This window comes from Bacteroides sp. L10-4 (assembly GCF_013373675.1).
GTDB lineage: Bacteria > Bacteroidota > Bacteroidia > Bacteroidales > Bacteroidaceae > Bacteroides > Bacteroides muris.
On the sequence record NZ_JABXJH010000011.1, the window covers coordinates 70,939 to 85,721 of the forward strand.

Consider the following 14,783-nt stretch of genomic DNA (forward strand, 5'->3'; position numbering starts at 1 on the left):
TTACCGTTCTATGGAGGTGGAACAGACTGGCGGTTGGTATTTATTAACATACGTCAGAGAGAGTTAACGGACTATTGTTGCATTAAAGTTAGAGTTTGAATTGATGAAATTGAAGACAATCCTGCCAGTCGTGGCAGTTGCGGGAGTACTCATGTGTGAGCCTGCCGTATTGTTGTATGCCGGTACATCTGATTTTGCTTCTCCCGAAGCTATGGGATGGTTCCGTAAGAAAAAGAAGAGTGAAGCCAAGGACAGCGTTCAATCCAAGAGCGACTATGAGAAATTGACAGGTTCCGGTGCTATTGCCTGCAAGGGAATGTTCAATGTTTACCAGAAGAAGAGCGATTATTACTTTGAAGTGCCGGCAAGGCTGCTGGGACGTGATATGCTGGTAGTAAATAAATTACAGCGTGTTCCTTCCGAACTGAATGAGGCGGGTGTAAACCGTGGTACGAATTACGAAAATCAGATGGTGCGTTTTGAATTGGATAAGGCTGCCAACAAACTGTTGGTACGTCAGAGTCGTCCGCTTCCGTTGGCACCGGATGAGGATGCCATACGGCATTCTGTACTAGATAATTATATTTCTCCGCTGATAGCTGGCTTCAAGATAGAGGCATTCAATAACGACTCTACCATGATAGTGGTCAAGGTCAACGATATTTATGATGGTACGGAGACGAGTATCAATAATGTCTTTACGAATATCAACCTGGGAACTTCAGCCATCAAGAATCTCTCCCGCATTTTATCTATCAAAGCTTTTGAGAACAATGTGGTAGCTACTTCCGAACTGACTACTAAGGTGACCGAGGGAACAACGACTGTGTTTGTTACGGTCGAAGTCAGTTCCTCTCTGTTGCTGTTGCCGGAGAAACCGATGATGGGACGTCTGGATAGTCCGCGTGTAGGTTATTTTACCAATCCGTTATTGAATTACAGTGACGGTCAGCAGCGTGTAGACAAGAAACCGTTCATCACTCGCTGGCGTCTGGAACCGAAACCAGAAGACCGGGAGCGTTACCTTCGCGGTGAATTGGTGGAACCGGCCAAACCGATTGTGTTCTACATTGAGAACTCCACTCCCTATCGTTGGCGGAAATATATCAAGCAGGGAATCGAGGATTGGCAGGCTGCTTTTGAACGTGCCGGATTCAAGAATGCCATCGTTGCAAGGGAGTTGACGGACAGCATGAATGTGGATAAGGATGACGTGAACTACTCCGTGCTGACCTATGCCGCCTCCACCAAAGCCAATGCCATGGGTCCCTCTATCCTCGACCCCCGTTCGGGTGAGATATTGGAAGCGGACATCATGTGGTGGCATAATGTGCTGGGCATGCTTCAGGAATGGATTACAGTGCAAACCGGTGTCGTACGTCCCGAAGCAAGAGGAGTAAGGCTGCCGGATGAACTGATGGGTGATGCCATGCGTTTTGTGGCATGCCATGAAGTGGGTCACTCGCTGGGCTTGCGTCACAATATGATTGCTTCCTGGACTTTTCCGACAGATTCCCTGCGTTCCAGAACATTTACGGACTGTATGAATACCACTTCCTCCTCTATCATGGACTATGCACGTTTCAACTATGTGGCACAGCCGGGTGACGGTGTTACGGCGCTTTCTCCCCATATCGGTCCGTATGATATGTTTGCCATAGAATACGGCTATCGTTGGTATGGTAAAGAAACCCCAGAGGCAGAGAAGGATTTGCTTGCCGACTTCCTGAGCCGTCATGCAGACCGTTTATATAAATATAGTGAGGCGCAGGATGTACGTGATGCAGTAGACCCGCGTGCGCAGAATGAAGATTTGGGAGATGATGCTGTCCGCTCGTCTCTGCTGGGCATTGAGAACTTGAAGCGTATTGTTCCTCAAATCATCCAATGGACTACTACCGGCGAGAAGGGACAGACTTATGAAGAAGCTTCCCGCCTATACTATGCGGTTATCAACCAATGGAACAATTATCTTTATCATGTATTGGCAAACATTGGCGGTATCTATATAGAAAACACCGTTGTGGGCGACGGACAGAAAACCTATACCTTCGTAGAAAAAGAGAAGCAGCAAGCAGCCTTGAAGTTCCTGCTGGACGAAGTGCTGACCTATCCCAAATGGCTGTTCGACACGGAAGTGGGAGAGTACACCTACTTGCTGCGCAACACTCCGCTGGGCGTAGTGGAGAATGCACCGACACAAGTGCTGAAGAATGCCCAATCCTATATCCTTTGGGATTTGCTGGGCAACAACCGCCTGATGCGTATGTTGGAGAACGAATCGGTGAACGGCAAAAAGGCTTTCACGGTAGTAGAGCTGATGGATGGCCTGCATCGCAACATCTTTGCCACTACGGAACGCGGTGCCTTGCCGGACGTCATGACACGCGCCTTGCAGAAGAACTTCGTAGATGCACTGATTACAGCAGCTGCCGAAAGCGAAGGAGTGAAAATAAACAAAAAACTGATGGACAACCACTTCTTGCTAGACCATCAGACTGCCCTTTGCAGTTGTGACGAGCATGCCGGTAAGACCTTGGATGCCGACCGTATGGGTGCCCACCGCGAACTGAACTTCTACGGTTCGCAGATAAACCGCGTATCTGATGTCATTTCTGTGAAGCGTGGTGAGTTGCTCCGCATCAAGGAACTGCTTCAGAGCCGTTTGAGTACATCGGATATAGCCATTAAATATCATTATAAGGATTTGATTTTGCGTATCAATACAGCATTAGGAGTAAAGTGATTTATCTTTTCAATAGAGTATTAATTTATTTTATATGTAACGCATGAAAAAACGTGTATTAATCGTTTTGCTATGCCTTGTAGGAGCTTTGTCATCTGCTTTTGCTGCAGAGAAAAAAGTCCGGGGCGTAGTAATATCTTCAGAGGATAACCTACCGCTTATCGGTGCTTCCGTTTATGTGACTGCGGAAGACTTGAAAAAAGCGGGGAGTGCTCAGACTACAATGGGGGTCATCACTGATGTGGATGGTCAGTTCTCTATCGCTATACCTGCGGGGATAACCCGTTTCTTTTGTAGCTACGTGGGATATGACGTATTGGAAGTGAAGCTTGTTCCGGGAAAGGAACATTATGAAATAACACTTCATGCATCTTCCCAAATGCTCGATGCCGTTGTTGTGACGGGTTACCAGACAGTGGAGCGCCGCAAGCTGACGGCAGCGGTATCCAAACTGGATATATCGGACGAGACCATCGGTGCGGTAAAAAGTATCGACCAGGCACTTGCCGGACAAATTGCCGGACTTTCTGTCAGCCCGACTTCCGGTGCTCCGGGTGCTCCGGCAAAGATACGCATTCGCGGTACCGCTTCATTGAATGGTACACAAGACCCTTTGTGGGTGCTGGACGGCATTCCTTTGGAGGGAACGGATGTTCCCGAACCGGATGAGCTGAATGACATCACCAACATGAAGCAATCTTCCATTGCAGGCTTGAATCCGGCAGATATTGAGAATATCACCATCCTGAAGGATGCGGCAGCCACTGCCATCTATGGTGCGAGGGCAGCCAATGGCGTCATTGTGATTACAACAAAGAAAGGGAAGGTCGGTAAACCGGTTATCAGTTTCTCGTCCCGGTTTGCCTATACTCCTACATTGAGCCTTGACCGGTTGAACTTGCTGAACTCAGCGGAGAAAGTAGGATTGGAAATGGATATAATCCGTGATAACTATTCTCCGGACAATCATAAAGGAGGCGTATATAATATTCTTTCCAATTACAATGAGTTGTCTGCTTTTCAGAATGGAGGATGGGATGCCTTGAGCAGTGATACACAAGCTGCCATCAACCGTTTGAAGAGTGTTAATACAAACTGGGGAGATATCCTTTTCCGCGATGCTTTCAGCCAGGAATATAACTTGAGCCTTTCCGGCGGTACGGAAAGGGTTACGTATTATACCTCTTTCGGTTATTATAAAGAGGATGGAAATGTGGACGGTGTGGGTATGGACCGTTTCAACTTGGTAGGAAAGACTTCCTATAAGGTGAACAGTATACTGAAAGTGGATGCCTCCATGTTTGCCAACCGTCGCAAAAATACCAATTACTTGACAGATGCATACGGTATGTCGAATCCCGTGTTCTATTCACGCAAGGCTAATCCGTATTTTGAACTTTATGACAAGAATGGCAACTATAATTACGACTACGATATTCAGAACAACACTGATAAGGATTTAGGATTCAACATCTTTGAAGAACGGCAGAACACGTCCAATGAAAGCGTGGTGAATTCTTTTTCATCTATATTTGATGCAGAGCTACGGTTCAATGACAAGTGGAAACTGACTTCCCAGTTTGGCTATCAGTTGGAAAAGACTTCCAGAGAAGAAATAGCGGACTGGGAAAGCTATGCTATGCGCTATTACTATAAGTTGAGCGAATACTCCCAGGGCGGAGAAACCAAACACTTCCTGCCCGAAGGAGGTATGCAGAAGTCTTATGAGAACTCCAATTCACAGATTACTTGGAAGGCGATGGGAGAATATCGCGACAGCTTCAATGATATTCATGAACTGGAAGTGATGGCGGGTACCGAGCTGCGCAAGACCTGGTATGAAACCTTGTTCTCGGCAGGGTATGGCTTCGACCGCAAGACGTTGACGACCAAACCGGTGATTTTTCCCAACGAAAGTTACGCCACGTCTTTTCCGCTCCATCAGACGACGTATAAGGAGAATGCTTATGTATCTTTCTACTCTACGGCCTCTTACTCTTTATTGAATCGCTACACGGTGGGAGGAAGTATCCGTTTTGACGGTTCCGATCTTTTCGGTGTGGATAAGAAGTACCGCTATCTTCCTCTTTATTCTGTCAGTGCCTTGTGGCGTCTGTCACAAGAACCGTTTATGCAGCAGGCCAAGTGGGTGGATAACTTGGTGTTCCGTGCATCCTACGGTTTGCAGGGGAACATTGACAAGAATACCTCTCCGTTCCTGTTGGGCACCTACCGGTCGGAAAGCATTCTGCCCGGTGTGTCGGAAGACATGATTGTCATTAATTCCGCTCCTAACAAGAAATTACGTTGGGAAAAGACGCAATCGGTTAATGCCGGCTTTGATTTTTCTGTATTGAACCAAGCCATCAACCTGAGCGTGGACTATTATTACCGTAAGGGTACCGACTTGATAGCTCTGCGCATGCTTCCTTTAGAGACGGGCTTTACTTCCATGAACGTCAACTGGGCAAGTATGGAAAACAAAGGTGTGGAAATCAGTTTGTCTACCCGTAACATAACGACGAAGAACTTCTCCTGGTACACGAATTTCAATTTTGCTTATAACGGCAATAAGGTGCTACAGGAAAACATACCGGAGCAGCAGACCACTCCGGGTCGTGAAGGCTATCCCGTAGGAGCAATCTTCGCCTTGAAGACTGCGGGTGTGGATAAGGAAACCGGTAACATGATGTTCTATAACCCGGAAGGGGAGAAAGTGACCTTGAAGGAACTCTACCGCCTGAAGGACGAGTGGGGGATAGGCATTGCCTCTTCCGATGTCACTGCAGCCGAAGAGAGAACCTTCTACTCGTATATCGGGAGTAGCGATGCTCCTTATACGGGAGGTTTGATTAATACCTTCAGCTATAAGAACTGGGAACTGAATGTCAATTTCTCTTTGACATTTGGCGGGTATGTACGCACACAGCCTACGTATCAAATCATCAATCCTGACTATGGTAAGAACTATAACCGCGATGTCTTGAACCGCTGGACACCGGAGAATCCGGATACTGAGTTCCCGGCGTTTATGACAAGCGCTTCCAACCCGGAGGAGTATTCCTGGTATGATGCCAAACCCATCTGGAGGGACTTGGACATTTGGGTGAAGAAGCTGAACTACGTGCGTTTGCAGAATCTGCGTCTGGGCTACCGTATCCCTGAACTCCTGACAAAGCGTCTGGGGATGAACTCGGCAACAGTATCGGTAGAGGGACGTAATCTCTTTGTATTCGGTTCGGGATATAATAACTACATGGATCCGGAGTCGATGTACAACCCTTATGCGACTCCCGTACCCAAATCGGTTACATTCAGTTTGAACTTGAATTTCTAACTTCAAAAGCAGAAAGAAAATGAAGAAAACAATAAGTCTGATGATAATGGCCTGCATGCTTCTGCTTGCGGCATGCGACAACTACCTGGATATACAGCCTACCGGTAGTGTCATTCCCAATTCTTTGGCTGAGTACAGAGCGTTGCTTGCCCGTTCTTATAAGGACGTGAGTAAATTCAGTGACCGGGGAATGGCTTGTTTCCGTTCCGACGAGATGCAGGTGCGTGACAATGAATACGACCAGAACTATTATATGGATATAGAGCGCTGGAACGACCTTGCTCCCAATGCCTATACCTCATCGTTTGAATGGGCCAAGTATTACAATGTGCTTTTTATTGCCAATCATGTTATTGAGAGCAGAAGTGATATTAAGGAAGCCACTGAGGAAGAGATAAATCAGCTTGTAGGAGAAGCGTATATGCTCCGTGCTTATGTACATTTCTTATTGGTAAATCTTTATGGACAGCCCTATACTAAGGAGGGAGCTTTGGATGCCAAATCGGTACCGCTGAAATTGGATACGGATTTGGAGAAAGTCCTGAAACGCAATACGGTGGAAGAAGTTTATACTTCCATCCAAGCAGATATTGACGAGGCACGCAAACTGGTCACGAAGGCAGAATGGGAACAGAGATATTCATATCGTTTCAATGCGGCTTCGGTAGAGGCGTTTCAGTCACGCGTGTCTCTTTACAAGGGCGAGTGGCAGGCGGCTTGGGATGCTGCTGAGGCAGTGCTTGCCGTGAAGTCTGTATTGGTAGATTTGAATGATGCCGCTGCAACTCTTCCTAACAGTTATAATTCCGTGGAAAATATTACTCCACTGGAGACACCTCTGAGCAGTACAATCAATGGGGCTGCTCTAGCTACTCCGGTTTTTCTCTCCCTTTATGCTGAGAACGACCTTCGGCTGGACAAATATTTTGCTGAAACGGATGAAAAAGGTTTTCGGAAGAATAAGAAGGCGGGAAGCAATAACTACTTGTGTACTTTCCGTGTAGGTGAAATATATCTGACGGCTGCCGAGGCTGCCGCCCAACTTGGACAACTGCCTCAGGCACGTACCCGCCTGCTGGAACTGATGCGGAAACGTTATGCACCGGAGGCCTACGAAGCGAAAATCGTTGTTGTCAATGCCATGAATAAGGAAGCGTTGGTACAGGAAATATTAGATGAACGTGCCCGTGAACTTGCTTTTGAAGGACATCGCTGGTTTGACCTTCGTCGTTCCACCCGTCCGCGTTTGGAGAAAGTGCTTGGCGGTACGCGTTATGTACTCGAAGAAGATGATGCTCGTTATACATTGGCCATTCCGAAAGAGGCGACAGAAGCCAATCCGGGATTGCTGAACTGATAAAGATAACCGGTAAAGATAAAACTCCCCGATTCTCGGCTGAACTGCGCAGGGAATCGGGGAGTTTTGTCTAAATGTGGATTGGATATGTGTTTTTTACGTACCTTTGCACCGTTTTTGTAATAGACAATATAAGATGATACAGAATCAGAGGCCTACTATCCGTAGAATTGCTTTTCCAATTCTTATAGCATTGAGTATTTCGCATTGCTTGAACGATATGCTGCAATCAGTCATTTCGGCGGTATACCCTTTGTTCAAGGAGGATTTATCCTTGAGTTTTGTCCAGATTGGTCTGATTACGTTAGTGTATCAGATGTCGGCGTCCGTGTTTCAGCCTCTAATGGGATTGTTCTTTGATAAGCGCCCCATTGCCTGGTCATTGCCGATAGGTATGGGCTTTACTTTGGTCGGTATCATGAATCTGGCTTTTGCTACTAATCTGTATTGGTTGCTGGCTTCGGTATTCATTGTGGGTATCGGTTCGTCTGTACTCCATCCAGAGGCATCGCGCATTGCCTTTCTGGCTTCCGGCGGAAAACGCGGACTGGCGCAGTCTCTGTTTCAGGTGGGTGGGAATTTGGGAGGCTCACTTGGACCGTTGCTGGTGGCTTTGCTGGTAGCTCCTTACGGGAGGAGATACATTGCCTTTTTCACGGCTTTTGCCTTGATTGCTATCGTGGTAATGATTCCTATATGCCGTTGGTTTCGTTCCTACTTGAACCACATCAAGAAAAGCCCGATGTTTGTGGCAGGAAAGATAGAACGTCCCCTTTCTTCAAGGATGACGGTGTTGTCCATAAGTATTTTGCTGATACTTATCTTCTCCAAATATATCTATATGGCAAGTTTGACGAGCTACTATACATTCTATCTGATTCATAAATTTGGTGTCACTGTTCAAGACTCACAGTTCTTTTTGTTTGTCTTTCTGGTGGCCACTGCCATCGGAACATTGGTGGGAGGTCCCGTAGGTGATAGGGTCGGACGTAAGTATGTTATCTGGGCTTCCATTCCTGGAACGGCTCCATTCAGTATGATGATGCCTCATGTAGGGCTTGCATGGACGGTAGTGCTGAGTTTCTGTGTCGGTCTGATGCTTTCTTCCGCTTTTCCTGCCATATTGCTGTACGCCCAGGAATTGCTACCCAATAAGTTGGGTTTGATTTCCGGATTGTTCTTTGGTTTCGCTTTTGGAATTGCCGGTATCGCTTCGGCTGTGTTGGGAGGTATGGCTGATAAATATGGTATCGAGGCTGTTTATAATGTATGCGCTTTTATGCCTTTGTTGGGGTTAGTGGCTTGCTTTCTGCCTAATTTGAAAAAGAGATAGAGATTTTTATTCCCATTGTCAGCCATACGGAGAGAACGAAAGGTGCGGTCAATGTAATAATTCCCCAATTCATTCCCACAATTTGCAATACAACAGAGAGTAAAACGGAACATACAGCCCATATACAGCTCATCCAGCTTTTACCTCCTAAAGCAAGGGCACACAATGCGCCATTATATCCCATCAGACCCATATTCAAAGCTTTGGAATCCACTCCCAATAATATGGCTAGGAGGAGGGGGAAGTGCTCCCAATATGGTATATACTGCTGCATTCCGGGAATTCACGAGAATGCCTGCAAGGAAAAATAGTCCGGTCATCATGTTTCCTTGAAACATCACCTGGCCTATACCCATATTGAAACATTGTAAGTAATTTATGGAGGAAGAAGCGGGTGTTTCTGTATCAGAGACGAGTAGCATGTCAGGCATCAGCCAACTGCACAATCCCAACAGCATCCATACAGAAAGGATAAAAGGGGTAGTGAAGTCCTGAGATAAGGGCTGTCAACGTACTTATTATGTTGCTACTTACAGCCAATAGCCCCATTTGCCATGAATTCAAAAAGATTCCAATCAACATCAATAATCCGGATAATGCATTGTTTTGGAACAATTTTCTACTGACCCGTTCTCTGGCGGGGTGAGGGTAATAGCAAAAAAAGAGGAATATTCTTTTGAATTTCCTCTTTTGCGGGTGGCAGATGGGACTCGAACCCACGACATTCAGAACCACAATCTGACGCTCTAACCAACTGAACTACAGCCACCATGTTAGTGCATTTCTTAAATGCGGTGCAAAGGTAGGGATAATTTTTAATAATGCAAAGAATGAAACGTTTTTTTTTGAGATTTCTGCATTATTTTTTCTTCTCGTAAATATCTACATTGTGCTGCTAGAGCAGCTATAGGGAACTTTTAATGAAGATTTCCAGGTATTTACGGGTTTCCGGTGTTAAATGTTTTGCGGGAAAAATGGCAGGGGTGTCTGACTCTGACCGATGTAAGAGGGACAGGTGGGTAGGGAGAGAGGATGTTTTTCCAACTGCAAAGTGATAATGAGGCCGCTGTCAGTGCTAGTCTTACTCATATTGGAGATGAAATTTCCCAAGGAGTAGACTATGATGTGCTGTTCAGTACTGTTGGTACGTAGTTCCGTCGATTAAATGACGTGAGGGGGTAAACCGATAGTATGTGTTATGCCTTGTTGGAGCAACCAATTGGCTGGCTCGCGTTGTTCACGGTTGGGAAGGGACTGATATTCCTCTTCTCAATGTATGCAGATAATGATGGCATCTGGTTGGCGTACTTTGGCACTTTGGATATCTTGCAGGATGGTATTCTTATTAATATAGTTACGATATTGGAAGAGGTAACCTTGATGCCGTAAGTATAATGGAACAGAGTAATGCGAAAGTCGTTTCTGCAGATGAACAGAGGATAGTATTGTCTGCGATTTGACAGATTCTAGTAGGTGCCTGCGAACGAATACCGGAGAAGTAGTCATATTTTCCTTCAGATACATATACTGCATTTATTTGTACCTGATGCTGCATCATGTCATCTACGAATAATAGCATGAGGAGTGTCAAAACGCTGGCACAACCTCTTTTTATGCACAAAGACCTGACTTTCACAAGCCCGGGCTTTGTTATTACCCAAAGTTTTTGTGTCTTTAGGCATAAAATTTTTCGTTATGGCAAAGTTACATTTTCGTCCTTACATTCCCAACCCAACAGTTCTTTTTCCTGGAAGAATTGATGAAAACATAGCTGCGGACGACCCTGTCCGCATAGTCAATGCAGTTGTTGATAATCTCAATCTTGATAATTTCAAGAAGCTTTATAAAGAAACGGGGCGCTCAGCTTATCATCCTAAAATGATGCTCAAGGTAATTATCTACGCTTACATGAATAATATCTATTCCTGTCGTAAAATAGAGAAGCTTCTTTTGCGTGACATTCATTATATCTGGCTTGCCGGTCATGAGCATCCGGATTTCATAACCATCAACCGTTTCCGTAACCGTGTAAAGGAGGAGATAAACAACGTATTCACGCAGTTGGTTCTTGTCCTTGCCGACAAAGGTTTCATCAGCCTTGATGTAGAGTATATCGACGGAACCAAGATTGAGTCCAAAGCCAACAAATATACTTTTGTCTGGCGCAAGACAGTCGAAAAGAACCGTACAAAGCTGATGGATAAGATCCGCATTCTCCTGGAGCAGGTGGATGAAGTCATAGCCCAAGAGAACTCCATGCAAGAAACACCCGTAGAGTTCACTCCCGCCATGCTCTCAGATATAGTGAATGGACTTAAAGAGGTGCTGGAACACCAGCCTGTAACAAAGGACAAGGAACAAAAGAAAGTCATCCGGGAAAAGAAGAAACAGGTCCGGGAACTTGAGCAGTACCGTGACAAGTTGATGGAATACGACAACCATTTTGATACTCTTGGAGAACGCAATTCCTACTCCAAGACCGATCCTGATGCCACCTTCATGCGCATGAAAGAAGACGCCATGAGAAATGGGCAGACCAAACCCGGATATAATCTGCAAATAGGTACCGGGAACCAATTCCTCATAGACTTCCGACTGTTTCCTAACCGATACACTGACCCTCATGCCTTTCTTCCACTCCTTTGAGCAACGCTATAACCGCTTACTAACTGTCGGTGTGGCAGACTCCGGTTACGGATCGGAAGAAAATTATCGGTTCATGCAAGATAATGGGATAGAAGCCTTTGTCAAGTACAACCACTTCCATAAAGAACAGCCTCCCCGTTATACCCCCAATCCATTCCATGCGGAGAGTCTCCATTACAATGCGGGGGGGATTATTAAGTTTGTCCTATGGGGCAGCACATGAACCGTATAGGAACTGGACGTGACAAAACAGAGAGCGGATACATCACCGAAAGTGCCCGGTATAAAGCACAAAGACGTGAAGGGTGTCCTTTGCGTGGCAGTTACTTTAAAGCTCGGGAGAACCATATTATAGAAGTCAACCACCAGTTAAACCAATACAAACGGCAGGCACGGGAAAGGTTACTCCCGGAAGAAGGCATCAGGCAGAGGGGAAGGCGATGTATAGAACCGGAAGCAGTTTTTGGACAAATGAAACACAACATGGCATACAAAAGGTTCCGGCATGTGGGAGAAGACAAGGTTACAATGGACTTTACCTTCTTTGCTATAGCTTTTAATGTCAAAAAAATGTGTACAAAACTACTAAAAGCAGGAAAGAGAAGGAGTGCACACACTATATTTATCTTTATCAGACCACGTGTGACTCAAAATACGACGAATATTAAGCCTTATTACCTAATTGCTAAAAAAATAGTCGCATAGACAAAAAAAGAAGGGGATGTGTCTTAGTTTTGACACATCCCCATGCTATGTAAAGCAGCAATTAAAATGGCAAGCATTTTCATTACCTTATTATTGATAGATTACTTTTTTGCCGGCGAGCAATGTATTTTTCATAAGGGAAACGATGGTCATCGGACCTACGCCTCCCGGTACGGGAGTGATGAATGAACATTTAGGAGCTACTTCATCAAATTTCACATCACCGGTCAACTTGAATCCGGATTTCTTGGAAGCATCGGGTATACGGGTAGTACCTACATCAATAACGACAGCACCTTCCTTGACCATTTCTGTCTTAACAAAGTTCGGTTGTCCCAATGCAGCAATGATGATGTCTGCTTCTTGGCATTCCTTTATCAAATCTTTGCTGCGGCTGTGGCATACGGTTACTGTGGCATCACCGGGATAAGCTTTCTGCATCATTAGGGCAGCCATGGGTTTGCCGACAATGTTACTGCGGCCCAATACCACGCATTTCTTACCTGAAGTTTCTATCTGATAACGCTTCAGCAGTTCAAGGATACCGTTGGGGGTAGCGGATACATAGCAGGGAAGACCAATAGACATCCGTCCCACATTGATGGGATGGAAACCGTCTACGTCCTTGCGGTAATCGATGGTTTCAATAACCTTTTGCTCGGAGATATGTTTGGGCAAGGGAAGCTGTACAATAAAACCATCCACATTTGCGTCCTCATTTAATTCGCGTACTTTGGCAAGTAGCTCTTCTTCTGTAACATCTACTTCGTAACGGATAAGGGAGGATTTGAATCCGCAAACTTCGCATGCTTTCACTTTGGCAGCGACGTAGGTTTCGCTACCTCCATCGTGTCCTACAAGAATAGCGGCCAGATGTGGGCGTTTCCCCCCATGAGCCACTATCTCGGCTACTTCTGCTGCAATCTCTTGCTTTACTTGCTCTGAAATTGCTTTTCCATCAATCAGTGTCATAGGCTATTATCTTATCTTTTTAATTTCGGCATCATCTTGCCCATTTTATTGCCGGTGACCATCTTCATCATCTTGCGGGTCTGGTCAAACTGTTTCAGCAGGCGGTTTACTTCCTGAATATTCGTACCGCTACCTTTGGCAATGCGCTGGCGACGTGAACCGTTCAGAATGGCCGGATTGCTGCGTTCTTCCGGAGTCATGGAGTAAATGATGGCTTCAATACTCTTAAAGGCATTGTCGTCAATGTCTATATCCTTGATGGCTTTGCCTACACCTGGTATCATGGAGGCGAGTTCCTTTAAGTTTCCCATTTTCTTGATTTGTGCAATCTGGCTTAGGAAATCATTGAAGTCGAACTGGTTTTTGGCAATCTTCTTTTGCAGGCGTTTGGCTTCTTCCTCGTCATATTGTTCCTGCGCACGTTCCACCAAAGATACGATGTCACCCATACCGAGGATACGGTCAGCCATGCGTGAGGGGTGAAATTGGTCTATGGCATCCAACTTTTCACCAGTACCTACAAACTTGATGGGCTTGTCAACCACCGAACGGATAGAAAGGGCGGCACCACCACGGGTATCACCATCCAACTTGGTCAATACTACACCATTGAAATCAAGTCGTTCATTGAATTCTTTGGCGGTGTTTACAGCATCCTGACCGGTCATCGAATCCACTACGAACAGAATTTCGTTCGGATTGATGGCTTGCTTAATAGCGGCAATCTCGTTCATCATTTCTTCGTCTACAGCCAGGCGCCCGGCGGTATCGACGATTACAAGATCATAGCCTTTGGCTTTGGCTTCTTGGATGGCATTTTGGGCAATGACTACCGGATTTTTGCTGTCCGGTTCCGAGTACATCGGTACGTCAATTTGTTCAGCCAGTACGCGTAACTGCTCGATGGCAGCAGGACGGTATACGTCACAAGCCACCAATAACGGTCTTTTGTTTTTCTTGCTCTTCAGCATACGAGCCAGCTTTCCGGAGAAAGTTGTTTTACCGGAGCCTTGCAAACCAGACATCAAAATAACGGCAGGCTTGGAATCGATGTTTATTTCAGAAGTCTCGCCACCCATGAGCTGAGTCAGTTCATCATGCACGATTTTTACCATCAGCTGGCTGGGCTTGACGGCTGTCAGCACGTTTTGTCCCAAGGCTTTTTCCTTAACGGTATCGGTGAAATTTTTGGCAACCTTATAGTTCACGTCGGCATCCAAAAGTGCCTTACGTACGTCTTTCAAGGTTTCCGCAACATTGATTTCGGTGATTTTTCCCTCACCTTTCAAAATTTTAAACGACCTTTCAAGTCTCTCGCTTAAATTATCGAACATAGTATCTAATTACAATTTACAATTACAAAATTACAAATTACTATTATTGAGGCGCAAAAGTACAAAAAATCCCTTTAATTGTCTTCTTTTGAAGCCGAATATTATTGAAGACTTGCAGTAGGATGGACGAAAAGAATGAAAGTGCTGGTCAGGACACTGATAAATATCTGTATTATTCTGTTTTTTTAGAGCCTGTTTAAATATTCCTCAATAATAATCTTATAGTGGCTAATTTGACCATTTCCTCTGCCGAGTCGAATGTTAGTTCATAGTTTCGGCAGAGCCTTCTATTGTAATCCATCCATGAGAATGTTCTTTCCACAATCCATCTCTTTTGAATGGGTCTGAATCCC

At 45.4% G+C, this 14,783-nt stretch carries 6 protein-coding genes, 1 tRNA gene and 2 pseudogenes; 5 read left to right on the plus strand and 4 right to left on the minus strand.

Annotation, left to right across the window (positions count from 1 at the left end; genetic code table 11):
- Positions 1 to 103: 103 nt before the first annotated feature.
- From HU824_RS05640 to HU824_RS05655, 4 genes are all read left to right on the plus strand, one after another.
- On the plus strand, positions 104 to 2,746 hold the full coding sequence (locus tag HU824_RS05640; RefSeq protein ID WP_176468339.1) for a zinc-dependent metalloprotease: 2,643 nt from the start codon (positions 104 to 106) through the stop codon (positions 2,744 to 2,746).
- Positions 2,747 to 2,789: 43 nt separating this feature from the next.
- A complete protein-coding gene (locus tag HU824_RS05645; RefSeq protein ID WP_176468340.1) occupies positions 2,790 to 6,083 on the plus strand; it encodes a SusC/RagA family TonB-linked outer membrane protein in 3,294 nt (1,097 codons plus the stop codon).
- Positions 6,084 to 6,102: 19 nt separating this feature from the next.
- Entirely contained in the window at positions 6,103 to 7,440 is a 1,338-nt protein-coding gene (locus tag HU824_RS05650; protein ID WP_176468341.1) for a RagB/SusD family nutrient uptake outer membrane protein, read from the plus strand.
- A 136-nt stretch (positions 7,441 to 7,576) separates the two neighbouring features.
- Positions 7,577 to 8,773, plus strand: a complete 1,197-nt coding sequence (locus tag HU824_RS05655) for an MFS transporter (RefSeq protein WP_176468342.1) — start codon at positions 7,577 to 7,579, stop codon at positions 8,771 to 8,773.
- On the opposite strand, the pseudogene HU824_RS05660 reads toward HU824_RS05655, so the two are convergent.
- Positions 8,754 to 9,355: pseudogene (locus tag HU824_RS05660) on the minus strand (urea transporter). The gene HU824_RS05655 and the pseudogene HU824_RS05660 sit on opposite strands and share 20 nt — an antisense overlap.
- Before the next feature lie 113 nt (positions 9,356 to 9,468).
- Positions 9,469 to 9,542, minus strand: a tRNA-His gene (locus HU824_RS05665).
- 926 nt (positions 9,543 to 10,468) lie between these two features.
- Here HU824_RS05665 and HU824_RS05670 point away from each other — a divergent pair.
- Positions 10,469 to 12,124: pseudogene (locus HU824_RS05670) on the plus strand (IS1182 family transposase).
- 90 nt (positions 12,125 to 12,214) lie between these two features.
- Here HU824_RS05670 and folD read toward each other — a convergent pair.
- The gene (gene folD / locus HU824_RS05675; protein WP_136010771.1) at positions 12,215 to 13,096 is read right to left on the minus strand and encodes a bifunctional methylenetetrahydrofolate dehydrogenase/methenyltetrahydrofolate cyclohydrolase FolD; all 882 of its coding nucleotides are present in this window, start codon (positions 13,094 to 13,096) and stop codon (positions 12,215 to 12,217) included.
- Positions 13,097 to 13,107: 11 nt separating this feature from the next.
- Positions 13,108 to 14,430, minus strand: coding sequence for a signal recognition particle protein (ffh, locus tag HU824_RS05680; RefSeq protein ID WP_136010770.1), 1,323 nt, complete (start codon positions 14,428 to 14,430; stop codon positions 13,108 to 13,110).
- Between the last annotated feature and the right edge of the window lie 353 nt (positions 14,431 to 14,783).